The organism is Williamsia soli, from assembly GCF_017377795.1.
Lineage (GTDB): Bacteria > Actinomycetota > Actinomycetes > Mycobacteriales > Mycobacteriaceae > Williamsia > Williamsia soli.
In genome coordinates, this window is sequence record NZ_JAFRDR010000010.1 from 187,326 (window position 1) to 209,026 (window position 21,701).

Sequence of the window (21,701 nt, forward strand, 5' to 3'; positions counted from 1 at the left end):
GGTTGGGGCAACTCGACAACTGTAGGTCCGGTCATGGTCGGGTGACCGGCGTTTGGAGAGCTCGGGTGATCGCGTATCGGTCCGGACCGGAGCCAGCTGCGTGAACGATTGTCACCGGGCACCCGTAAACTGATTGATGTGACTGGGCCCTCTGCTGCATTTTTCACGGGACAGCTGTCGGGACTGGCACAGATCGCGGCGTCCGACGCCGCGCTGACCGGTCTCGTGGCCAAGCTCGGAACACCGGAACAAGAGTTCGTGGGGCCGCCCGCGGCGCGGCCGTTCGTGATCGCCGCGATGGCCGCCGCTGCGCCCGGTCCGATCCTCGTGGTCACGGCCACCGGGCGTGAGGCCGACGAACTCACCGCGCAGCTGCGCGACATGGTCGGTAAGACGGTCAGTCAGTTCCCGTCGTGGGAGACGCTGCCACACGAGCGGCTGTCCCCGTCTGCGGACACCGTCGGTCAGCGCCTGCGCGTGCTGCATCGCCTCCGGCACCCCGAAGAAGAGAGCTACGGCCCACCGCTCAAGGTCGTGGTGACCACCGTCCGCTCGCTGGTCCAGCCGATGGCGCCCGGTCTGGGCGATTTCGATGCGATCACCCTGCAAGAGGGCGCCGACGTCGATTTCGACGACCTCATCGCAAAACTGGTGGAGCTCGCGTACACCCGGGTCGACATGGTCGGCAAACGCGGCGAGTTCGCGGTGCGCGGCGGCATCCTCGACGTGTTCCCGACGACGACCGACTACCCCGTACGCGTCGAGTTCTGGGGCGACGAGATCACCGAACAGCGGGCGTTCTCGGTCGCCGATCAGCGCAGCCAACCCGAAGTGGACATGAAGCTGGTCCACATTCATCCATGCCGCGAACTGTTGCTCACCGAAGGGGTCCGGATGCGGGCCGCCGACCTCGCCGAGCGGGTCTCTGCGTCAGGTACCGACGCCGAGAAGAGTTCGACCGGACCGCTGGTGGAAATGCTCACCAAGCTGTCCGACGGAATCGCGACCGAGGGCATGGAGGCGCTCATCCCAGCGCTCGTCCCCGGACAGATGCAACTGCTGACCGAGGTGATGGCCGCGGGCACCCACGTCCTGGTTCTCGACCCGGAGAAGGTCCGGACCCGCGCTTCGGATCTGGCCCGGACGGGCGCAGAGTTCCTCGAGGCGTCCTGGACGGCCGCCGGTGGCGGCGCGGAGGCACCCATCGATCTCGGTGAGGTCCTGCACCTCGAGGACAGCGCGTACCGGTCACTCACCGACGTCCACGCGCAGACCGTCGCAGCGGACCGGCTCTGGTGGACCCTGAGCCCGATCGGTATCGGCACAGAGCTGACTCTCGCCGCCGGACCCGCTCCGCGTGGCGACGAGAGTGAAGTGGCCAAAACCTTTGCCGCCCTACGCGTGCACGTCAATGCCGGGAACCGTGCGGCCATCGTCGCCGCCGGAGCGGGTACGGCAGAACGCATCGTCGAACGTCTCGGCGAAGCCGATGTGGCGGCGAAGCTGGCCGAGGCCGGCGAGTTGCCCGAGCCGGGTATCGTCAGCGTCCTGCGTGGCGCGCTGACCTCGGGTCTGGTGCTGCCGGACGCCGGACTGGTCATCGCCACCGAGCCCGACCTCACCGGCGCCCGGATCACGGGTGCCAAAGACGGTCGCAGGCTGCCGGCCAAGCGCCGCAACCAGGTCGACCCGCTGGCGCTGACGGCCGGCGACATGGTGGTGCACGACCAGCATGGAATCGGCAAGTTCGTCGAGATGATCGAACGCACGATCGGCGGCGCGAGGCGCGAGTACCTGGTGATCGAATACGCGCCCAGCAAACGCGGCCACCCCGGCGACCGGTTGTTCGTGCCCATGGACTCGCTCGACCAGCTCTCGCGATACGTCGGCGGCGAGACCCCGTCGCTGTCGAAACTCGGCGGGTCGGATTGGCAGAACACCAAACGCAAAGCGCGCAAGGCGGTTCGGGAGATAGCGGGCGAGCTGGTGCAACTGTATGCCGCCAGGCACGCCGCCCCCGGTTACGCCTTCGAACCCGACACCCCGTGGCAGCGCGAGATGGAAGATGCCTTCGGGTTCACCGAGACGATGGACCAGGTCACGGTCATCGGCGAGGTGAAGGCCGACATGGAGCGCCCTGTGCCGATGGACCGCGTGGTTGTCGGCGACGTCGGATACGGCAAGACCGAGATTGCCGTGCGCGCCGCCTTCAAAGCGGTCCAGAGTGGTAAGCAGGTCGCGGTTCTCGTGCCGACAACCATTCTCGCGCAACAACATCTGGCCACGTTCACCGAACGTATGCAGGGCTTTCCGGTCACGGTCGCGGGATTGTCGCGGTTCACCGACACCAAGGAGTCGCGCAAGGTCATCGACGGCCTCGCCGACGGCAGCGTCGACATCGTCATCGGAACCCACCGATTGCTCGCCTCGGGCGTGCGCTGGAAGGATCTCGGACTGGTGGTGGTCGACGAGGAACAGCGTTTCGGTGTCGAGCACAAGGAACACATCAAGGCGCTGCGTACCCACGTCGACGTGCTGACCATGTCGGCGACGCCCATCCCGCGAACCCTGGAGATGTCGATGGCCGGCATCCGCGAGATGTCGACGATCTTGACGCCCCCGGAGGAGCGGCATCCGGTGCTGACCTACGTCGGGGCCTATCAGCAGAAGCAGGTCGCGGCCGCCATCCGTCGCGAGTTGCTCCGCGACGGTCAGGTCTTCTACGTACACAACCGGGTGAGCACCATCGACAAGACCGCGGCGCAGATCAAGGAGATGCTCCCCGAGGCCCGCGTCGTGGTTGCGCACGGGCAGATGGGCGAGGATCTGCTCGAACGTACGGTCACCGGCTTCTGGGATCGCGAATACGACGTCCTGGTGTGTACCACCATCATCGAGACCGGTCTGGACATCTCCAACGCCAACACCCTGATCGTCGACCGTGCCGAGGTCCTCGGACTCTCGCAGCTCCATCAGCTGCGTGGACGTGTGGGCCGCAGCCGGGAACGCGGGTACGCGTACTTCCTCTACAACGGTGACAAGCCGTTGACCGAAACCGCATACGACCGCCTCGCGACCATCGCGCAGAACAACGAACTCGGTGCCGGCATGGCGGTGGCCCTCAAGGATCTCGAGCTGCGCGGCGCCGGAAACGTGCTGGGGGCAGAGCAATCGGGTCACGTCGCCGGCGTCGGATTCGATCTTTATGTCCGGCTGGTGGGCGAGGCCGTGGAAGCCTACCGAGCCGCTGCCGACGGCAGGCCGATTGCCGCCGAGGAAGACCGCGAGGTCCGCATCGACCTGCCCGTCGATGCCCACATCCCGCCCGACTACGTCGACTCGGACCGGTTGCGACTCGAGGCGTACCGAAAATTCGCCTCCGCCGACACTGCCGAGGAGATCGCCGGAGTCGTCGACGAGCTCGTCGACCGCTACGGCCCGTTGCCGCCCGAGGTCTCGCGGCTGGTCTCCGTCGCGAAACTACGGCAGCTCGCGCGTGAACTCGGTGTCACCGAGGTCGGAGTCGCGGGCAGTCAGATCAAGGTGTCGCCGCTCAAACTCCTCGATTCGCAACAGGTCCGGCTCAAGCGGTTGTATCCGAGCGTCGTCTATCGGGCCACCACAGGCGTCGTCGGACTACCGATACCGCGCACCGGTGGCATCGGCAGCGACCGGGTACGCGACGTCGATCTGGTGCAGGTGGTGGCCGATCTCATGCTCGTCGTGGACGGTCGAACGCCCGGATCTGTCAACATGCGCCTGCCCGGAGAGGCGACCGCAGAGGCCGCCGGCAAGAAATGACCGACGAGTCCGGCGGCGACGGGAACGCCAGCGGTCACGAGTTGCTCGCGGCCGTCGAGTTGATGGACCGGTTGCGGCGGGACGGACCCTGGGAGCGGGAGCAAACCCACGAATCACTGCGGCGTTATCTTGTCGAAGAGACCTACGAGTTGCTCGACGCCATCGACTCGGGGGATCGCGATCACCTGCTCGAAGAGCTGGGCGACATCCTGCTGCAGGTGCTCTTCCACGCCCGGATCGCGGCCGACCGCGCCGATGAACCGTTCGACATCGATGATGTGGCACGGGCTTTCACCACCAAGATCTCTGCACGCACCCAGGGGGTACTCAGCGGTGGCGACATCGATCTGCGGACCCAGCTCGAGGAATGGGAGTCGCGCAAGGCTGCGGAGAAGGCGCGGGGATCGGTGCTCGACGGCATCGCGACCGGCCAGCCGTCGCTCGCACTGGCCCAGAAGGTTCTCGAACGTCTGGCCGCAGCCGGATTCCCGGACGATCTGCTACCGCCGGAGGTCACGGAGATCCGGGTCACCGCGGACGGGCCCAGTGTCGAGGATCGTGTGCGTGGCGCAGTCCTCGCGTTCATGGCAAAGATCCGCGTCGCCGAAGCCGTCGCGGGGACGAAGGACGAAGCCCACTGGCGGGCCCACTACCCCCACTAGCCCGATGTTGGTGGGTTCTGGCGACCGAACCCGCAGGTCGACGTCGCCAAAACCCACCAAGATCGGGATCGGCGGGGGGTCAGGTGAAGAGGTGCTGACCCCAGTATTCGCCTTCTTGCAGGCCCGGGGGACAGGCGAACAACGCGGTGCCGGTATGCATGAGGTACTCCATCATGGCGTCCTTGCTCGCGAGCGCCCGCTGCATCGGGACGAACTGGGTGTGTGCGTCGCGGCAATAGGCGATGAAGAAAAGGCCGGCATCGAGGTGGCCGAAACCATCTGACCCGTCAGTGAAGTTGTAGCCGCGCCGCAGGATCCGGACGCCGCCCAGATTGTCCGGATGAGCCAGGCGCACATGGGCATTGCGCGCGATCAATGGCCCGGTGCCGTCGCCGATGTTGAAATCCGGGTCGTCGAACTCGTCGACCTTGCCCAGTGGGGCGCCGTTGCCCTTGAACCGCCCGACGATCTGCTCTTGCTCCAGCAGCATCGCCCGGTCCCACGGCTCGACGTCCATCCGGATGCGACGGGCCACGAGATAGGTGCCACCGGTCATCCATTGTGCGCCCGGCGGATTGTCGGAGCCTGCGACCCAGACGTGCTGATCGAGTGCTGCCGTGTCATCGGCCTTGATGTTCGAGGTTCCGTCCTTGAACCCGAACATGTTTCGCGGCGTCGTCTGCGTCGTGGTTGTCGACGACGTGCGCCCGAAGCCGAGCTGGGACCATCGGACGCTGACCACGCCGAAACCCATGCGTGCAAGATTGCGGATCGCATGTACCGCGACCTGGGGGTCGTCGGAGCAGGCCTGGACGCCGATGTCGCCGAAACTGCGTGGACGTTCGATCGCGTCGGCGACGAAGGCCGGCAGATCCTGCAGGGCAGCAGGCTTCCGATCGGCGAGACCAAAGCGGTCGACGCCGGTCGGGTTGGCCGCACTCGGGCCGAACAATCCCGGCCCGAAGCCGATGGTCAAGGTCAACGAAGCCGCCGAAAGGCCCAGCGCCTCACCGGTATCGGCCGGGGGAGTGTAATCACCCAGGCCGAGTGCGCCGCCTTCGACGGTGTCCAGACCCCGGGTCATCCGCTCGGCCGCTGCAGTCCACCGCTTGAGCATGTCGATCAGCTCGTCGCGGTCGTCGGTGATCACATCGAACGACGCGAAATGCAGGCGGTCCTGCGCCTCGGTGATGATGCCTGCCTGTCGCCGGCCGTAGAAGGGGACGATGTGGGCACGCACGTCGGCCGCCGATTCGGCTGCGGTCGAGCGACCCACCGCCACACCACCTGCCGCGGCGGCAGCGACCACCCCGACACCGGCGGCGCCGAGCACCACACGGCGGGTCACGCCTGTGCGGTGCTCGGTGCCTGGTGACGGCGTCTGGTCGGTCGCGCCGCCCTCTGGTTCGATCATGATTGCGCTGCCTGGGTCACGACTGGCCCATCACCAATCCGGGGACGAGGCTCAGACTCTGCGAGAGCGCGTCGATCTGATCGGAGAAGGTCTTGCGGGCTTCTTCCGGTACCTGGTCGTACGACTGGAAGCCGTCGGCGGTGCGATATTGCTCGATCGAGGTGCGGACCGCTGCGAACTGAGCCGTGATCTTGTCCATGAGCTCGGGATTCTTGGCCGAGATGATCGGCTGCATCGCCGCGATCAGGGTTTCGGAGCCGTCGACGTTGGCTGCGAAGTCCCACAGATCGGTGTGGCTGTAGCGGTCTTCCTCGCCGCCGACCTTGGTCGCCGCGACCTCGTCGATGAGAGCCTGTGGTCCCTTGACGAACGAACCCGTCTCGAAGGTGAAGTCGGTCTTGTCGACTTCCTCCTTCAGGGTGTTCACGTTGGCCAGCAATGCATCCGCAGCCTTGTCGGCTTCCGCCTTGTTGTCGGTCGCGATGGCGTTGTCGAAGTCGGCCTGGGTCACATCGCCCGGGTTGTCTCCGATGTCGGCCTGCTGCGGAGCCCAGAGGAATCGCTCGAGGCGATGAAAGCCGGTGAACGGCTGCGCACCGTCTTCCGTGTCGTCCCAGCGCATGTCGATCGCGGGGTCGAGATCCGGGAACGACTCCGCCACCGGCTCGATGCGTTCGTAGAACGTACGGGTCAGACCGAATTGGTTCTTGGCGGCCTCCAGGTCGCCTGCCTTCACCGCGGCGGTGAATGTCGCGGTCTGTGCCGCCAACCCGTTGACCTGGCCTCGGACGTAGTCGAGGTACGAGGCCTTGGCCTGCTCGACGTCAGCGGGAGCCTTCGCCTTCTCCTTGGTCTCGCCCGTGACGTTGAGTTCGGTGCGGATCCCGGTACCGACCATGCCCGGCTTGCACGCCGTTTCGTACTTTCCGGGCTCGACGATCTCGACGGTGAGCTTGCCGGTCAGGCCTGGACCGATGTTCTCGACCTCACCGAGCACGCGGTTGTTGTTGCCGTACACGTAGAACTCGGTGACCTTGTCGCCATTGTTGGTGACATTGAACGAGACGTTTCCGGTCTCAGCGTCAGTACTCGCGAGATCGCAGCTGTCGTCGGTGGTGCTCACCGCGATGTCGCCTTCGGAGGCCTCGGTCTTGTCTGTGCAGGCCGCCAGGACGAGCGGACCGGCGACCGCCGCGCACATCAGCGCCACGACCTTCGTGGATCGGGTTCGTTTCATGTGGGAGTACTGCCTTTCTTAGAGGACCGGAGCTAGGCGACGGCCGACGTGGGGGTTGGTTGAGCTGGTGCGGGCTTCGTATGCCGCGGCCACAGGAACGCGGTCATGACGACGACGAGATAGGTCGCCCAGCCGACCACCTGCACTACGGTGGGATCAGGACGGAAGTTGAAAATTCCGGCGAAAATGGTTCCGTACCAGGAGGATTGGTCGTACCAGGAAGTGAGGTTGAACGCTGTGTTCGACAGGCCAGGCAACCAACCGACGGTCTGCAGGGCGCGGATGGCATAGGCCAGCATGCCTGCGGCGACGAACACCAGGAAAACTCCCGTGTAGGTGAAGAACTTCTGGAAGTTGATCCGGACGGTTCCCTGGTAGAGCAGCACCGTCAGGACGACGGCGATCAGCACACCGAGTATCAAGCCGACCAGTGGCCAGTTGCTGCCCGAGGTGTTCTCGGCGTAACCGACCATCAGCAGTGCGGTTTCGACCCCTTCGCGGCCGACCGCCAGAAACGAGAGCAGCACCACTGCGCCGGAGCCGACCTCCAAGGCCCGGGCCATCGACTCCTTCAGTTCGCCGGAGATCGAGGCGGCCGCGCGCTTCATCCACAACACCATGAAGGTCACGATCACCACGGCGGCGAGCGAGGAGACCCCGGCGATCGCTTCCGCGGTCAGACCGGTGACGGTCGAGGTTCCGTAATGGATCACCGCGAAGATGATCAACACCATCGCGATGGCGGCGCCGACCCCGACCCATACCCACTTCAGGGCGTCACGACGATCGGACTTCACGAGAAACGCGACCAAGATCATCACCACGATGCCGGCCTCGAGACCCTCGCGGACGCCGATGAGGCCACTCCCGAAGAGTTGGGTGGCGACCGAAGGTCCAGAGCTGTCCGCAGCCGTGTTCAACAAAGTCAGCTCCTCTAGGGATCGTTAGGGTCGCATTGCCTAACCGAGCGATCGTAGCGCGCAAACCAGGGAACCAATACCGCCGCCCGAGAGTTGGTCCCAACAGGTAGCGATGTCCAAATTTCGCGCTGACCTGCGAATTCGTACATAACGGACATTTCGTTCACGTTCGCGTCCAACCGACGCCCGCGATTTGATACCCGTGATGGACGTGTCGATCAGGCACAGTGGAACCGGACCACATCAGGTGGCCGAACGCATGACGGAAATACCGAGGCCCCCGGAAGTATCGAGGCTCGGAGACGGTGAGGATCAGGGTGGCGACAGGAGTACGGCGTGGAGCGGCCGGCCGGAGGACTTCTGTCCTCGGCCGGGTCGCGGCTGCGATCACAGTGGCGTCGGCGGTGCTGGTGACCACGAGTTGCCTCGACCTGCCGTCGAAGCCGGAGGTCGCCATCCCCGATGGTATTCCGCCCAACCCCGGCGCACCGGTTCCGTATTTCGACGTCAACACCCCCGGCCGGACTGCAGAGCTCCTGCGGGACTGGGCGACCCCGATCGCCGAGCAGACGAAGATCCCGTTGGTCTCGCTCCAGGCCTACGGCAACGCGGCGGAGATACAGCGGCAGCAGCACCCCGAATGTGGCATCTCGTGGACCACCTTGGCCGGCATCGCAGGCGTCGAAAGCAAGCACGGGACATATCGCGGGTCGCAGATCGCGGCGAACGGTGACGTCTCGCCCGAGATCCGCGGAGTACCCCTGGACGGCACGTCTGGGAACGCGCACATCGCCGACACCGACTCCGGGACCCTCGACGGCGACGATCAGCTCGACCGCGCCATGGGTCCGTTCCAGTTCATCCCCACCACCTGGGAGCGGTATGGGGTCGACGCCAACGGCGATGGCCGCGCCGACATGGACAACATCGACGACGCCGCGCTGTCGGCTGCCCGGTACCTGTGTGTGTCCGGCGGTGACCTGACCACGCCGCAGGGTTGGGAGAAGGCCGTGAAGGTCTACAACAACTCCATGCAGTACGTCCTGGACGTGCGAGATCACGCCAATGCGTACTCGGTCAACGTGGCCTACTGATCGTTAACTGACGGCTCTACCGGTGCGTCAGTCACTGTCCGAGAGTGTTGGGCATTAGGCTCTGTAGCGATAAGCCGAGACCACTCGCGTTGTCGGCGGTGAGTTCGAGACCCGAAGGAGTTATGCCGTGGCCAGCATCGATCAGGTCGGAGCGCGCGAGATCCTCGATTCGCGGGGCAACCCAACAGTCGAGGTGGAGGTGGTGCTCGACGACGGCACGTTCACCCGTGCTGCAGTGCCGTCAGGCGCGTCGACCGGTGAACACGAGGCGGTCGAACTTCGTGACGGTGGCGAACGCTACGGCGGCAAGGGAGTGACCAAGGCGGTCGAGGCCGTGCTCGGCGAGATCGCGCCGGCCGTGATCGGTATCGAGGCGGACGATCAGCGTCTGGTCGACCAGGCTCTCCTCGACCTGGACGGCACGCCTGACAAGTCGCGCCTCGGCGCCAACGCGCTCCTCGGTGTTTCCCTCGCGGTTGCCAAGGGTGCTGCCGAGTCGGCGGGTCTGCCGCTCTTCCGTTACATCGGTGGACCCAACGCCCACATCCTGCCCGTACCGATGATGAACATCGTCAACGGCGGCGCCCACGCCGACACCGGGGTCGACGTCCAAGAATTCATGGTCGCGCCGATCGGGGCATCGACGTTCAAGGAATCGCTGCGCTGGGGTGCCGAGGTCTACCACTCACTCAAGTCCGTGCTCAAGGCCAAGGGACTGTCGACGGGTCTGGGTGATGAGGGTGGTTTCGCCCCGGACATCGCAGGTACCAAGGCGGCACTCGAACTCATCAGTGAGGCCATCGGTAAGACAGGCCTCAAGCTGGGCACCGACATCGCGCTCGCACTCGATGTCGCGGCCACCGAATTCCACACCGAGGGAACCGGATACGCGTTCGAGGGCACCAACCGCACCGCCGCGGAGATGACGGCGTTCTACGAGGAACTGATCAACGACTTCCCGCTGGTGTCGATCGAGGATCCGCTCTCGGAAGACGACTGGGACGGCTGGGTCGCGCTGACCGAGGCCATCGGTGACAAGGTGCAGCTCGTCGGTGATGACCTCTTCGTCACCAATCCGGAGCGTCTGGAAGACGGCATCAATCGTGGCGCCGCGAACGCGCTGCTGGTGAAGGTCAACCAGATCGGCACCCTCACCGAGACGCTGGACGCCGTGGCGCTGGCGCACAACAACGGCTACAAGACGATGATGAGCCACCGTTCGGGAGAAACCGAGGACACCACCATCGCCGACCTCGCCGTGGCGTGCGGTTGCGGACAGATCAAGACCGGTGCCCCCGCCCGCAGCGAACGTGTCGCCAAGTACAACCAGCTCCTGCGCATCGAAGAAGGTCTCGGAGACGCCGCGCGTTACGCGGGCGACCTCGCCTTCCCCCGGTTCTCGTTCGAGGGCTGATCCGGCGACAACGGACTGGTGGACAGATGAGTGATGGCTGAGAGGTCGAATCGGAGGCGGGGTCCCGCCGACGTCGGCAAGGGTCCGACCCGGACCACGTCGCGCAGGGCTGCGCGGGGTGGTCCGGCTCGCTCACGTGCCACGGTGCGCGAGCGGGTCACGCCATCGCTCACCCTTCCCCGTGGGGCGGCGTCGCTGTCGTCGCGGTGGGAGAGCATCAACCCCAAACGAGCGGTCGTACTGGCGGCGGTGCTCAGCCTGCTGGCGCTGACTCTCGCCGTGCCGATGCGAACCTACTTCTCGCAGCAGACAGAGTTCGACGAGCTCCGCTCGAGTAATGCGCAACTCCAGGCGGAGGTGCGTGACTACGAGGAAAAGGTCGCCGAGCAAAACGATCCGGCATACATCGAGGCGCAGGCCCGCGAGCGCCTGCAGTTCGTGATGCCAGGGGAGAAGCCGTTGTTGATGCAGTACCCCGTTCCGCCGCCCAAGTCGGACGAAGAGCGCAAAGCAGAGAAACAGGCCGCCAACCCCTGGTACACGAACCTGTGGGATTCGGTATCGGCACCCCAGAAATGATGACTGCTCCCGAACCGAACCCCGCTGTCTCGCAGGATGATCTGGACGTAGTGGCTCGACAGCTTGGTCGCGCCCCGCGTGGTGTGCTCGAGATCGCGTTCCGCACACCGGACGGGCAGCCCGCGGTCGTCAAGACCGCTCCACGGCTACCAGACGGTACGCCGTTCCCGACGCTGTTCTACTTGACCGACCCACGGCTCACCGCGGAGGCCAGTCGTCAAGAATCGGGTGGGGTCATGCGGCAGATGAGTGCCCGACTCCTCGAGGATCCCGACCTGGCGGCGCACTACCGGCGGGCGCATGAGTCGTACCTGGCCGAACGCGACGCCATCGAAGAACTCGGCACCGACTTCACCGGCGGCGGTATGCCGGATCGGGTCAAGTGCCTGCATGTTCTGATCGCGCACTCGCTGGCAAAAGGCCCAGGAGTGAATCCTCTCGGCGACGAAGCGGTCTCGCTGGCCGCGGATGCCGGACTCCGTGGGACGGCCATCCCCGCAGACTGGCCGCCGGCGCGGACTCCGGACGAATGACGGAGATCGTCGCTGCCGTGGACTGCGGTACCAACTCGATCAGGCTTCTCGTCGCGCGTGCAGGTGAGGGCGGGCTGGTCGATCTGCACCGGGAGATGCGGGTCGTACGACTCGGTCAAGGTGTCGATGCCACCGGCTCCTTCGCCGACGAGGCGATCGAGCGCACCCGCGTGGCCCTTGCCGACTATGTGGAAACGATGAAGCAACACGGCGTCACCGCCGTACGGATGGTGGCGACGTCGGCGTCTCGCGATGCCTCCAATCGGGACGAGTTCTTCACGATGACCCGCGATCTGCTCGGACAGGTGGTGCCGGGAAGCGTCGCCGAAGTCATCACCGGTGATGAGGAAGCACGGTTGTCTTTCGCCGGCGCCGTCGGCGATCTGGACCCGGCGCAGGGACCGTTCGTGGTGGTCGATCTCGGTGGGGGATCCACCGAGGTGGTCGTCGGGGACTCCGACGGTGTGCGCGCCGCGTACTCGGCGAACATCGGCTGTGTCCGCCTCACCGAACGGTGCCTGCACAGCGATCCGCCGACCGACGAGGAGATTTCCGCAGCGCGTTCGGTCATCGAAGAGCTTCTGGGCGACGCGTTCTCTCGCGTCGCGGTCGACGGTGCGCGTACTTTTGTCGGGGTCGCAGGCACCATGACCACTCTGGCGGCACTGGCTGCGGACCTACCCGTGTACGACCCCGAGCTGATCCATCTCTCGCGCGTCGACTTCGGGGCTCTGTCGGACGTCTGCTGGCGTCTGGTCCGGATGCCGCGTAGCGAGCGGGCGACACTCGGGCCCATGCACGAAGGTCGCGTCGACGTCATCGGCGGCGGCTCGCTGGTCACCTTGGAACTGGCTCGGATCATCGCGGAGAAGACGTCGATCACCGAGTTGGTTGTCTCGGAGCACGACATCCTCGACGGGATAGCGCTGTCGCTACTGGTCAGCCAGTGACCTTCTCGCCACTGGTCACCGGACTTCTCGAGGAGATGTTGTTACATGCCTCGCACACACTGTCCGGGATGATTCCCCAACGCTGCAGGTAGCCGAAGATGGTGCAGCCCAAACAGAATCCGAGCACGGACTCGAGTAGGGCAGCTACGATCAGGACGCCGGTCGCGATCTGGGCGCCCAGGCCGAAGCCGAGCAGCGAGAGCACCAGTGCGGTCCCGCTGACGACCAGCCCGATTGTCTGGGCGAATCGCTTCGGCGGTCCCGGGACGAGCTTGGTCTTCTTGATGAGGTGCGGCACGATCACTCGCACCGACAGCTGCCCGAACGGCGACAGCGTCGGTCCCGACGCCACGCGCAGCGCGAATCCGATGGCCAGCAACGCATAGGCGATCGGGTGGTTCACGACGATCGCGACGACTGCCAAAAGGACCACGAGGCCTGCGGTGGATCGGGCGGCGTAGTCGTTGACCGGGTTTGGAAAAGTCAGCACAGTGTCACGCTACTCACCGCGGCCCTCATGCCCAACCTTTAGACCCACCGCGCCCCGAACCCCATGATGGGCCCTTCTGGCGACGCCCACCTGGGGAGATCCTCGCCAGAACGACCCATCATCGGGGAGCGGGGGCTTGGGCAGCGAGCCTTGCCTCTTCTATTTCGGCGACGCGTTCCTGCTCTTCGGCGTGCTTGCGGACGGCACCAAGGCCAGGGAGCAGGAAGCTCGCCAGAGCGCATAGTGCGTAGCCGGTGATCGGCACCCAGGCCGCGACGGACAACGCGTGCAGGAGTTCGGGCTGTGTGTACCGGCCGGCCTCACCGAAGAACAGCACACCGGTGACCGCGACCCCGACAGCTCCGCCGACCTGGGCGAACGTGTTCAGTGTGCCCGACGCAGCACCGGAATCGTTGACGTCGACGGTCGAGAGCGCGATGTCGAGAAGAGGTACGAGCATGATGGTCAAACCGAGGCCGGCCAGTCCCATGGGGATCACCGTGTCCCAACTGGAGAACGCCGCGTCCGACGACCGGATGACCTGAATCGTCCAGGCCGTGCCCGCACTCATCATCACTCCACCGACCAGTGGCAGGGTGCGCCCCAGTTTTGTCGTCAGCGCTGCTGCAACGCCCGCGGCGAGGACGGCGCCGACGCTGAACGGCAACGTCATCGCGCCGGCGGTGATGGCCTCGAAGTTCAGGCCCACCTGCACATAGAGCGCGAGGATCAGGAAGAAGGAGGTGATCGAGCCCTGGAAGAGGAACTGGATCGCTGATCCGCCGACGAATCCGCGGTTACCGAACAGCCGCAAGGGGATGAGCGCGCTGCCCTCTGCGGTGCGTCGCTTCTGTTGGAGGACGAACGCCGTCAACACGACCGGGGACAGTGCCATCATGGCGAACGACCACGCGGGCCAGCCGAGCTGACGACCCTCCACCAGCGGGTAGACCAGGAGCAACACGCCACCGACGGCGAGCACCACTCCGACGATGTCGAGATCGGTGACCTTCTCGGACTTGGTGTTGGGGACCAGGAAGTAGCCCGCGACCGCGATGACGATGCCGATCGGAACGTTGATGAAGAAGATGGACCGCCACTCGCCCCCGATGGGGTTGTTGGTGACCAGCCAGCCGCCGAGGACCGGACCGATCACCGCGGCCATCGCCGTGATGACACCGAGTATCGCGAACACTGGTGCGCGTTGCTTCGGGCGATACAGAACCTGCACGTTGGCGAGCACCTGCGGCACCATCAGTCCCGCGAAGAATCCCTGTAGCACGCGGGATGCCACGAGGATGCTGCCGGTTTGCGCGGTCGAGGCCAGCACCGACGCCAACGTGAAGCCGATGATGCCGATGAGGAAGATCCGTTGTCTGCCGTACCGGTCGCCGAGACGTCCCGCGGTGATCAAGACACCGGCGAAGGCCAGCACATAACCTCCGACGAGCCACTCGATCTGGGCCGGGCTGGCGCCGAGATCGTCGCGGATGGACGGGATCGCGACGTTGACGATCGTCACGTCCATCAGATCCATGAACATGGCGAAGGCGAGAATCGCCATCGCCAGGTTGCGGCGCTTAAACGTCGTGGTTGTCATCGCGAGCCCTGCGTGCAGCGTCGCGCATCTCGATTCCGTCGCTGATGAGATCACCGATCTCGTGGGTGACGTCGATGACGGCCCCGGTGATGATCGAGGCGATCCGGCCCACTCGGTGGGCGGTCGACTCGATCAACTCCTGGGCGATGTCCTTGTTCCGCTCGAACTGCGAGACCATGTGAGCCTTCCGTTCCGATGCCGATACCCGACTCGGACCCCCCGAGTGGCCCGCTAGGCGGCAACTTTCGACTCGACCTTAACACTGAACTGTGCGTCATCGGCCACCCAGGAATTGGGCAGTGACAGGCGCGCGATCTTGCGCCAGGTCGAACCGATCTGGTGGCTGAAACTACCCGTGTTGTAAGGCAATCCGTACCGTTCGCACAGCGCTTTCACCTCACCCGAGATTTCCGGGTACCGGTTGGCCGGGATGTCAGGGAACAGGTGGTGTTCGATCTGGTGCGACAGGTTTCCGCTCATGATGTGGAACAGCGGCGTGCCGGTGATGTTCGCGGAGCCGAGCATCTGGCGCAGGTACCACTGACCACGGGTCTCGTTCGCTGTTTCTTCCTGGGTGAAAGTCTGTACCCCGGAAGGGAAGTGGCCGCAGAAGATGATCGAGAACGTCCACAGGTTGCGGACGAGGTTCGCACTGGCATTGCCGACGAGGGTGGTGACGAAGAACGGTCCGGTGAGCGCCGGGTACACGACGTAGTCCTTGAGTACCTGCCGGCTGGCCTTGCGCCACATCCCCTTGACCAGGCCTTTGATGTCGGTCCATTTGCGCTTGCCCTGGACGATGTTCTCGGCCTCGAGGTCGTGGAGCATCACGCCCCACTCGAACAGGATCATCAGCGCGCTGGCGTAGACGAGGTTGCCGAGGTAGTAGGGATTCCAGTTCTGGTCACGGTCCATACGCAGGATGCCGTACCCGATGTCGCGATCCTGTCCGACGATGTTGGTGAAGGTGTGGTGCATGTAGTTGTGGCTGTGACGCCACTGATCGGCAGGACAGACTGTGTCCCATTCGAACTCGCGAGAGTTGAGGCTCGGCTCACGCATCCAGTCGTACTGACCGTGCATGACGTTGTGCCCGATTTCCATGTTGTCGAGGATCTTCGACACGCTCAATGCGCCCACGCCGGCCAGCCAGGCGGGCGGGATGAACGGGAAGTACATGAGGGCGCGGCCTGCGATTTCGAGGGTGCGCTGTGCCTTGATGATCGAGTAGATGTAGTCGCGGTCCTTGTCGCCGAGGTCGGCGACCACGCGGGCCTTGAGGGCATCGAGCTCTCGGCCGAGCTCGTCGACCTGGTCTTCGGTGAGGACTAGTTCCGTGGTTGTCATGATGACTCCTTGGCTAGCTGTCGGATGGTGCGGGGCTGAACCCAGCTATCGATGTCCCGGGGATATCGATGACCCTCAGATGTCGATGACGCAGTCACCGACGGGTTTGCTGATGCACAGCTGGATGTGTTTGTCGGACTCGGTGTCGGTCTCACCGGTCAGGATGTTCTTCGTCAGACCGGACTTCTTGACTGCGCTGCACGAGAAGCAGATGCCCATGCGGCAGCCGAACTCTGGTGTCAGACCAGCATTCTCGGCCTGCTCCAGAATCGAATCACCATTGTTCTGCGCTTCGGTGCCGCTCGCGGCGAAGCTGAGCCGACCGTGGGCCGGGGCGTCGTCGTCGACGTCTGCCGGCGTGACGAGTACGAATTGCTCGGTGTGCAGGTTGGCCTCCACGCCGAGGCCGGCGAGGTGATCGGAGACCGATTGATGGAGGGCAGGTGGTCCGCACAGGAACACCTGCGATGTGCCGAGGTCCATACCGGCCAGGTGATCGGGCCGGAAGTGGCCGCCGGTGTCGGTGTCCGTCTCGGACGTCGGCCTGGTGAAGTGGGTGGTGATGGTCCAGTCCGGACGCGCCGCGGCGACCTCCGCCAGTTCGGTCGCGTACGGGTGGTCCTCGGCGCTGCGCGTGTAGTGAACGAATGTGACGTCGCCGCGATGGTTCTCGTCTACAAGTGTTCTCAACATTGAGAGTACGGGTGTAATGCCACTACCGCCGCTGATGAAGAGGAGGGAATCGGGGCGCTCGGCGGGAAGGGTGAAGGTGCCGGTCGCGGGCTGCAGGCCCAGCACCTGTCCGCTCCGCACGTTCTCGCGCAGGTGCTTGGAGACGAACCCGTCGTCATGGCTGGTGAGGGTCAACTCGATGGTGTCGGGGCGGTGCGCGCTACTGGCCGGCGAATAGCAGCGGCTGTGGCGCACCCCCTTGATGACGGTGCTGAGCTGCACAAACTGGCCGGCGTCAAAGCCGGTCCACTGCCGGGTGGGGCGCAGGGTCATCGTGACCGAGCGGGGTGACCGGCGATCGACGGCGATCACTTCGGCTCGCAGGTCGGTCCAGGTGATGCGTGGATCGACGAGTTCGAGGTAGCGATCGACGGGGTGGGGTGTCAGGGCTGCTTCGAGCACCGAACCGAAGAATCCGGAAAGTGACTTGGTCATCCGTGTGTCCTTTCATTTCAGTGCACATCTGTACACAGACAGTGTGGCATCACCTGACCCCATCAAGTCAAGGAAACAATGTGTAACCGCCATCACGTCCGGCTCGGTGCCTTCCGAGCTCAGCGGGTGCACAGACGTACACTGACCTGCGTGTCGCGGACGTCGAAACATCACAGCTCGGGTACTCGCAGTACCCGGCGTGTTTCACCGTCGGTCGAACGCCTCGACGATTCGACCCGCACCCGCGCCGAACAGAAGAGCCGGACCCGGCAGGCGTTGCTCGATCAGACCCTCGAGCTGGTGGGTGAGCGTAGTTTCTCCTCGATCAGCCTTCGGGAGGTGACCAAGCGCGCCGGTATCGTTCCCACTGCGTTCTATCGGCATTTCGCGTCGATGGAGGAAGTCGGGGTCACGCTGGTCGAGGACTCCATGCGGACGTTGCGTCGCATGCTGCGTGACGGCAGGCGGGATCTCGCGGCCAGGGCGGCCGTGCCCACCGCGAAGGAGTCGCTGGCGGTGCTGGTGCGGCAGGCCCGCGCCAACGAGGCACAGTTCCGTTTCCTGGTGCGCGAACAGTACGGCGGGATCAGTGAGGTGCGCCGAGCGATCGACACGGAGCTCAAGCTGTTCTCTCGCGAACTGGCCATCGACCTGTCCAGGATCCCTGACCTGGCCGAGTGGCCCGCCGACGATCTGGAGGTGGCCGGAGATCTCATCGTCACGGTGATGCTCCACGCCGTCGCCGAGTTGGTCGAACTCGACCGGCGCAACACCCGAGAAGAAGACGAGCTCATCCGGCGAACCGAAAAGCAGCTGGTCATCGCGTTTCTCGGAATGGGTCGCTGGCAACCGCCCCAGGACTGAGCGGACCACGCGCCCGATGTAGTTGCCGCCAGATGAGTTACATCTGTTCAGACCACACGGGTGCGTGGCAGTGTCCTACCCCATTAATATTGTTTCCCTTGAGTGGCCAGAGTCGGCCGCGCCGGTGCTGGGAGGCAAACCGATGGTCGAAGGTTCGCGGACGGGCACTCAATTCGGGGTGTACCGCCTCGACGCCCTGATCGGTCGCGGCGGGATGGGCGAGGTGTACCGCGCCTACGACACGGCGAAGGACCGTACCGTCGCTCTCAAGCTGTTGAACGTCGAGTTGGCGCAGGACCCGACCTACCAGGAGCGCTTTCGCCGGGAGTCGCATGCGGCGGCACGGCTGCAGGAACCACATGTCATACCGATCCACGACTGGGGCGAGATCGACGGCGTCCTGTACATCGACATGCGACTCGTGACGGGCCAGGACCTGCGGGCAGCACTGCGCGAGGGTGGGGCCATGGATCCCGCCCGAGCCGTCAAGATCATCGAACAGGTGGCCGGGGCCCTCGACGCCGCCCATTCGGACGGCCTCATTCACCGAGACATCAAGCCGGAGAACATCATCCTGGCCGAAGGTGACTTCGCATACCTCGTCGACTTCGGGATTGCCCACTCCGGCGACGACTCGCAACTGACCGTCGCGGGTCTGGCAATCGGGTCGTACCGGTATATGGCGCCGGAGAGATTCGACAACGATCGGGTCACCCCGATGGCGGACGTGTACTCGCTGACCTGCGTTCTGCACGAATGTCTCACCGGTTCGACGCCGCATCAGGCCGACACGATCAGTTCTGCGGTCAAGGCGCACGTGCTGAACCCGGCGCCGCAGCCCTCTCGCGTCCGACCGGGGGTCCCTGTCGGGTTCGATCAGGTCATCGCGCAGGGGCTGGAGAAGCGGCCCGAACATCGCTACCAGACCGCGGGTCATCTCGCCGCTGCTGCTCGGGCTGCGCTTGCGGGGACGAATATCCCTGCCCCGCAAACGATTGCGACCGGGTTTCCGGGCGGGGGGTTCGCCTATGCGCCGCCGACGACTCCTGGTATGGCGCCACCGGGAACGGGCCCGCAGTACAACCCGACGATGTACAGCGGCCCGGTGGCCCCTCCGCCGAACTTCGGGACAGGTCAGCAACCGGCGTACTTCACGGGCCCACAGCCGAACGGGCCCGGCGACGGGTCGCAGTCCAAGGTCATCATCGCCGCCCTGGTGGGACTCATCGTGCTGGCCCTCGGAGGGCTGGCCGCGTTGTTGCTCTGGTATGTCGGCTCCAAGGACGACGCCGGTGACGACCCGGCGGTTGCGGTCAGCACGGTGACCGAGACCGCGGGCGGTCAGGTGCAGAACACCCAGGTTCCGGCGCCGGTACCCGCTGGTCCACCACCAAGTTCCACACCGTGCCCGACGGTGTACGGTCCCGTCGGCTCTCTCACCGGTTCAGCGATCGGGTCCGCGGTGACGAGTTGTGCTTTCGCAGAGGAAGTCCGGATGAGTTACGCGGCCAGCGGGGCCCCGGGCCAGCCGCGGCAGATCTTGGCGACCAGCCCGGTCACGGGTGTCACGTATGTGATGATGTGCACGCCGGCCGGATCTGCGGTCACCTGCACGGGCGGAGAAAACGCTGTTGTTCACCTTTTCTGACGTGACAGGTTTCCGGGCGTCACGACCGTCCGCGCTCGCCACTGCCATCGTCTGTGTGGCCCTGTTGTCGGCAGCGTGTACCGATTCCGGTGATCCGCCCGCATCCATTTCTACGTCGACGTCGACCACCACCGTCACGGTGCCCAGCCCGAATCCGTCGGCTGATCCGGCGACGAGGACGTCGGCGATCGCCTCTGAGGTACCCGGGTTCTCCCGCCGGCTGACGCAGAGTCTGCAAACGATGCTGAACGAGCAACCCGGTTCGGTCGGGATCGCCATCGGACCTGTCAACGGGACCACGCCCGCCCAGCTGTTCGGTGACCTGCCCACCGAGGTGTCGTGGTCGACCATCAAGGTGCCGCTCGCATTGGCCGCACTGCGGGAGGTCGGAGCGGTCGCGCAATCCGACATTAACCTGGCGATCATGAACTCCGACAACGCTGCGGCGGAACGGCTCTGGGGGATGTTGGGCACACCCACCGAGGCCGCGGCCGCGGTCACCGACGTCCTCCGAAGCGGAGGTGACACGACCACCGTGGTGCAGTCACAAAAGGTTCGAGCCGGATTCACGGCCTTCGGGCAGACCGAATGGAGTCTGATGGAACAGGCGCGATTCGCGTCGCAGCTCCCGTGTATGCCCGACAGCGCGGGCGTCCTGGCGTTGATGCGTGAGGTCGGAGGAACCCAGCAGTGGGGCGTCCAATCGATCGAGGGGACAGCGGTCAAAGGTGGATGGGGCCCGCAACCCGATGCCGAAGGGAACTACCTGGTGCGCCAGATGGCCGTGATACCCACTGAATCCGGGGACGTGGCGGTGACCATGGCCGCGACGCCCGACAAAGGGACCTTCGAGGACGGGACCGCCGTTCTCGACGATGTCGGTGCCTGGATAACGGAGCATCTCGACGAGCTACCTGCGGGGCAATGTTGAGTCGGGCGCGCAGGGCCACCGTTGTATTCGCCGGGTCCGTCGTTCTGGTCACGGGGCTCGTGGCCTGCGGCGACGACGAGCCGTCCGACCCGGGTAATCAGCGGTCCGTGACGGTCGTCGGCAACGGGCAGGTCGAGGGGGCGCCGGATACCCTGCGGGCCGACCTCGGCGTCGAGACCGCCGGTGACGACGTCTCCACGGCGGTGAACGCTGCCAACCAGGAGATCGCAGCCATCACTGAGGCAGTGGTGAACGCCGGGGTCCCCCGCGAGAACATCCAGACGCAGCAGGTCACGCTGAGCCCGGATTACTCCAACCCGGTGCCGGGCGGGTCCAGCCAGATCTCGGGATACCGGGCGACGAACTCACTACGGGTCGACATCACCGACCTGACCAAAGCATCGAACGTACTTGAGGTCGCTGTTGAGGCCGGAGGGAACTCGACCCGGATCAGCAACGTCTCGTTCGTGATCGATGACGACTCCGATCTGGTGGTCAACGCCCGCGAGAAGGCCTTCAGCGACGCCCGCGATCGCGCCGATCAGTACGCCCGGCTCTCGGGCGACGAGTTGGGCAAGGTGCTGACCATTGACGAGACATCGTCGGGTCAGCAGGTGCAGGCCGGCGAACGGACCGCGATGGAGAGCAGCGCCGTCCCGCTGGAACCGGGCCAGCAGACGGTCAGCTTCTCGGTGACGGTGAAATGGCAACTGAAGTAACGATTCACGAGGGTGAGATTGATGAGTGAAGTTGTGGGGATGAACGGCGAGTCCATTGTCTTCGACGGCGCGACCGTTGCGAAGTTCCGCCATCACGGGAAGGACGAGGCTGCGCGCAACCCGGTGTCGACGTTCCGTGAGTACACCATCAAGGAGAAGACATCATTGCTGGGCAAGCCCAAGAAGCCGCCTCAGTTCGATGTGCTGTTGGCGATGTCGTCGTTCATGAGCCTCACTGTGGACGAGGCCGGCAAGTCCGCTGTCGAGGCGTTGATCGCCGAGGTGCGTGCGGCCGCCGGACGATGAGAATCGGCCCGCCCCACCAAATGTA

General features: G+C 65.0%; 20 protein-coding genes. 12 read left to right on the forward strand and 8 right to left on the reverse strand.

The features are described from left to right. Positions 1 to 138 precede the first annotated feature (138 nt). Both mfd and J3S28_RS23320 read left to right on the forward strand, forming a co-directional pair. Positions 139 to 3,801 carry a transcription-repair coupling factor gene (mfd, locus tag J3S28_RS23315; RefSeq protein ID WP_307797366.1) on the forward strand — a complete coding sequence of 1,221 codons (3,663 nt, stop codon included), beginning with the start codon at positions 139 to 141 and terminating at the stop codon, positions 3,799 to 3,801. Further along, on the forward strand, positions 3,798 to 4,463 hold the full coding sequence (locus J3S28_RS23320) for a nucleoside triphosphate pyrophosphohydrolase (protein ID WP_207843342.1): 666 nt from the start codon (positions 3,798 to 3,800) through the stop codon (positions 4,461 to 4,463). Before mfd ends, J3S28_RS23320 begins: the two co-directional genes overlap by 4 nt. Before the next feature lie 79 nt (positions 4,464 to 4,542). Here J3S28_RS23320 and efeB read toward each other — a convergent pair whose 3' ends face one another. The 3 genes from efeB to efeU are packed head-to-tail and all read right to left on the reverse strand — an operon-like array spanning position 4,543 to position 8,034. Then, positions 4,543 to 5,877 (reverse strand): iron uptake transporter deferrochelatase/peroxidase subunit, encoded by a 1,335-nt coding sequence (efeB, locus tag J3S28_RS23325; RefSeq protein ID WP_207843343.1) that lies wholly within the window; start codon positions 5,875 to 5,877, stop codon positions 4,543 to 4,545. A gap of 16 nt (positions 5,878 to 5,893) precedes the next feature. Beyond that, complete coding sequence (gene efeO, locus J3S28_RS23330) at positions 5,894 to 7,114, reverse strand: iron uptake system protein EfeO (RefSeq protein ID WP_207843344.1); 1,221 nt, start codon at positions 7,112 to 7,114, stop codon at positions 5,894 to 5,896. A gap of 32 nt (positions 7,115 to 7,146) precedes the next feature. Next, complete coding sequence (efeU, locus tag J3S28_RS23335) at positions 7,147 to 8,034, reverse strand: iron uptake transporter permease EfeU (RefSeq protein ID WP_207843406.1); 888 nt, start codon at positions 8,032 to 8,034, stop codon at positions 7,147 to 7,149. 317 nt (positions 8,035 to 8,351) lie between these two features. Between efeU and J3S28_RS23340 the strand changes: the two genes are divergently transcribed. From J3S28_RS23340 to J3S28_RS23360, 5 genes are all read left to right on the forward strand, one after another. Continuing rightward, positions 8,352 to 9,128 (forward strand): lytic transglycosylase domain-containing protein, encoded by a 777-nt coding sequence (locus J3S28_RS23340; protein WP_207843345.1) that lies wholly within the window; start codon positions 8,352 to 8,354, stop codon positions 9,126 to 9,128. A gap of 127 nt (positions 9,129 to 9,255) precedes the next feature. Further along, entirely contained in the window at positions 9,256 to 10,542 is a 1,287-nt protein-coding gene (gene eno / locus J3S28_RS23345) for a phosphopyruvate hydratase (RefSeq protein WP_207843346.1), read from the forward strand. Between the two features lie 33 nt (positions 10,543 to 10,575). Further along, a complete protein-coding gene (locus tag J3S28_RS23350) occupies positions 10,576 to 11,121 on the forward strand; it encodes an FtsB family cell division protein (RefSeq protein WP_207843347.1) in 546 nt (181 codons plus the stop codon). Continuing rightward, the gene (locus tag J3S28_RS23355; RefSeq protein WP_207843348.1) at positions 11,121 to 11,654 is read left to right on the forward strand and encodes a DUF501 domain-containing protein; all 534 of its coding nucleotides are present in this window, start codon (positions 11,121 to 11,123) and stop codon (positions 11,652 to 11,654) included. Before J3S28_RS23350 ends, J3S28_RS23355 begins: the two co-directional genes overlap by 1 nt. Next, positions 11,651 to 12,604, forward strand: coding sequence for a Ppx/GppA phosphatase family protein (locus J3S28_RS23360; RefSeq protein WP_207843349.1), 954 nt, complete (start codon positions 11,651 to 11,653; stop codon positions 12,602 to 12,604). Before J3S28_RS23355 ends, J3S28_RS23360 begins: the two co-directional genes overlap by 4 nt. Here J3S28_RS23360 and J3S28_RS23365 read toward each other — a convergent pair. The 5 genes from J3S28_RS23365 to J3S28_RS23385 all read right to left on the reverse strand — a co-directional run bounded on the left by J3S28_RS23365 (position 12,594) and on the right by J3S28_RS23385 (position 17,208). Continuing rightward, positions 12,594 to 13,094, reverse strand: a complete 501-nt coding sequence (locus tag J3S28_RS23365) for a DUF4395 domain-containing protein (protein WP_207843350.1) — start codon at positions 13,092 to 13,094, stop codon at positions 12,594 to 12,596. The genes J3S28_RS23360 and J3S28_RS23365 overlap by 11 nt on opposite strands. Before the next feature lie 118 nt (positions 13,095 to 13,212). Further along, positions 13,213 to 14,694 carry an MFS transporter gene (locus J3S28_RS23370; RefSeq protein WP_207843351.1) on the reverse strand — a complete coding sequence of 494 codons (1,482 nt, stop codon included), beginning with the start codon at positions 14,692 to 14,694 and terminating at the stop codon, positions 13,213 to 13,215. Continuing rightward, positions 14,675 to 14,872 (reverse strand): hypothetical protein, encoded by a 198-nt coding sequence (locus J3S28_RS23375; protein ID WP_084834476.1) that lies wholly within the window; start codon positions 14,870 to 14,872, stop codon positions 14,675 to 14,677. The genes J3S28_RS23370 and J3S28_RS23375 overlap by 20 nt, the downstream gene beginning before the upstream one ends. A gap of 53 nt (positions 14,873 to 14,925) precedes the next feature. Further along, a complete protein-coding gene (locus tag J3S28_RS23380) occupies positions 14,926 to 16,041 on the reverse strand; it encodes a fatty acid desaturase family protein (protein WP_207843352.1) in 1,116 nt (371 codons plus the stop codon). 75 nt (positions 16,042 to 16,116) lie between these two features. Continuing rightward, a complete protein-coding gene (locus tag J3S28_RS23385) occupies positions 16,117 to 17,208 on the reverse strand; it encodes a ferredoxin reductase (RefSeq protein WP_207843353.1) in 1,092 nt (363 codons plus the stop codon). A 126-nt stretch (positions 17,209 to 17,334) separates the two neighbouring features. On the opposite strand from J3S28_RS23385, the gene J3S28_RS23390 reads away from it, so the two are divergent. From J3S28_RS23390 to J3S28_RS23410, 5 genes are all read left to right on the forward strand, one after another. After that, a complete protein-coding gene (locus tag J3S28_RS23390; RefSeq protein ID WP_307797368.1) occupies positions 17,335 to 18,072 on the forward strand; it encodes a TetR family transcriptional regulator in 738 nt (245 codons plus the stop codon). A gap of 142 nt (positions 18,073 to 18,214) precedes the next feature. Continuing rightward, complete coding sequence (locus J3S28_RS23395) at positions 18,215 to 19,720, forward strand: serine/threonine-protein kinase (protein WP_207843355.1); 1,506 nt, start codon at positions 18,215 to 18,217, stop codon at positions 19,718 to 19,720. A 1-nt stretch (position 19,721) separates the two neighbouring features. After that, positions 19,722 to 20,651 (forward strand): serine hydrolase, encoded by a 930-nt coding sequence (locus J3S28_RS23400; RefSeq protein ID WP_207843356.1) that lies wholly within the window; start codon positions 19,722 to 19,724, stop codon positions 20,649 to 20,651. Continuing rightward, positions 20,645 to 21,370, forward strand: coding sequence for an SIMPL domain-containing protein (locus J3S28_RS23405; protein WP_207843357.1), 726 nt, complete (start codon positions 20,645 to 20,647; stop codon positions 21,368 to 21,370). The genes J3S28_RS23400 and J3S28_RS23405 overlap by 7 nt, the downstream gene beginning before the upstream one ends. Before the next feature lie 21 nt (positions 21,371 to 21,391). Further along, a complete protein-coding gene (locus tag J3S28_RS23410) occupies positions 21,392 to 21,676 on the forward strand; it encodes a hypothetical protein (RefSeq protein WP_207843358.1) in 285 nt (94 codons plus the stop codon). Positions 21,677 to 21,701: the final 25 nt, after the last annotated feature.

Bases quoted from the DNA above. Each gene is read 5' to 3' on its own strand.
- efeB (WP_207843343.1), bottom strand. From the start codon at position 5,877: ATGATCGAACCAGAGGGCGGCGCGACCGACCAGACGCCGTCACCAGGC.
- J3S28_RS23380 (WP_207843352.1), bottom strand. From the start codon at position 16,041: ATGACAACCACGGAACTAGTCCTCACCGAAGACCAGGTCGACGAGCTC.
- J3S28_RS23395 (WP_207843355.1), top strand. From the start codon at position 18,215: ATGGTCGAAGGTTCGCGGACGGGCACTCAATTCGGGGTGTACCGCCTC.
- efeO (WP_207843344.1), bottom strand. From the start codon at position 7,114: ATGAAACGAACCCGATCCACGAAGGTCGTGGCGCTGATGTGCGCGGCG.
- J3S28_RS23375 (WP_084834476.1), bottom strand. From the start codon at position 14,872: ATGGTCTCGCAGTTCGAGCGGAACAAGGACATCGCCCAGGAGTTGATC.
- J3S28_RS23360 (WP_207843349.1), top strand. From the start codon at position 11,651: ATGACGGAGATCGTCGCTGCCGTGGACTGCGGTACCAACTCGATCAGG.
- J3S28_RS23385 (WP_207843353.1), bottom strand. From the start codon at position 17,208: ATGACCAAGTCACTTTCCGGATTCTTCGGTTCGGTGCTCGAAGCAGCC.
- J3S28_RS23355 (WP_207843348.1), top strand. From the start codon at position 11,121: ATGACTGCTCCCGAACCGAACCCCGCTGTCTCGCAGGATGATCTGGAC.
- J3S28_RS23350 (WP_207843347.1), top strand. From the start codon at position 10,576: ATGGCTGAGAGGTCGAATCGGAGGCGGGGTCCCGCCGACGTCGGCAAG.
- J3S28_RS23370 (WP_207843351.1), bottom strand. From the start codon at position 14,694: ATGACAACCACGACGTTTAAGCGCCGCAACCTGGCGATGGCGATTCTC.
- J3S28_RS23410 (WP_207843358.1), top strand. From the start codon at position 21,392: ATGAGTGAAGTTGTGGGGATGAACGGCGAGTCCATTGTCTTCGACGGC.
- J3S28_RS23320 (WP_207843342.1), top strand. From the start codon at position 3,798: ATGACCGACGAGTCCGGCGGCGACGGGAACGCCAGCGGTCACGAGTTG.
- J3S28_RS23405 (WP_207843357.1), top strand. From the start codon at position 20,645: ATGTTGAGTCGGGCGCGCAGGGCCACCGTTGTATTCGCCGGGTCCGTC.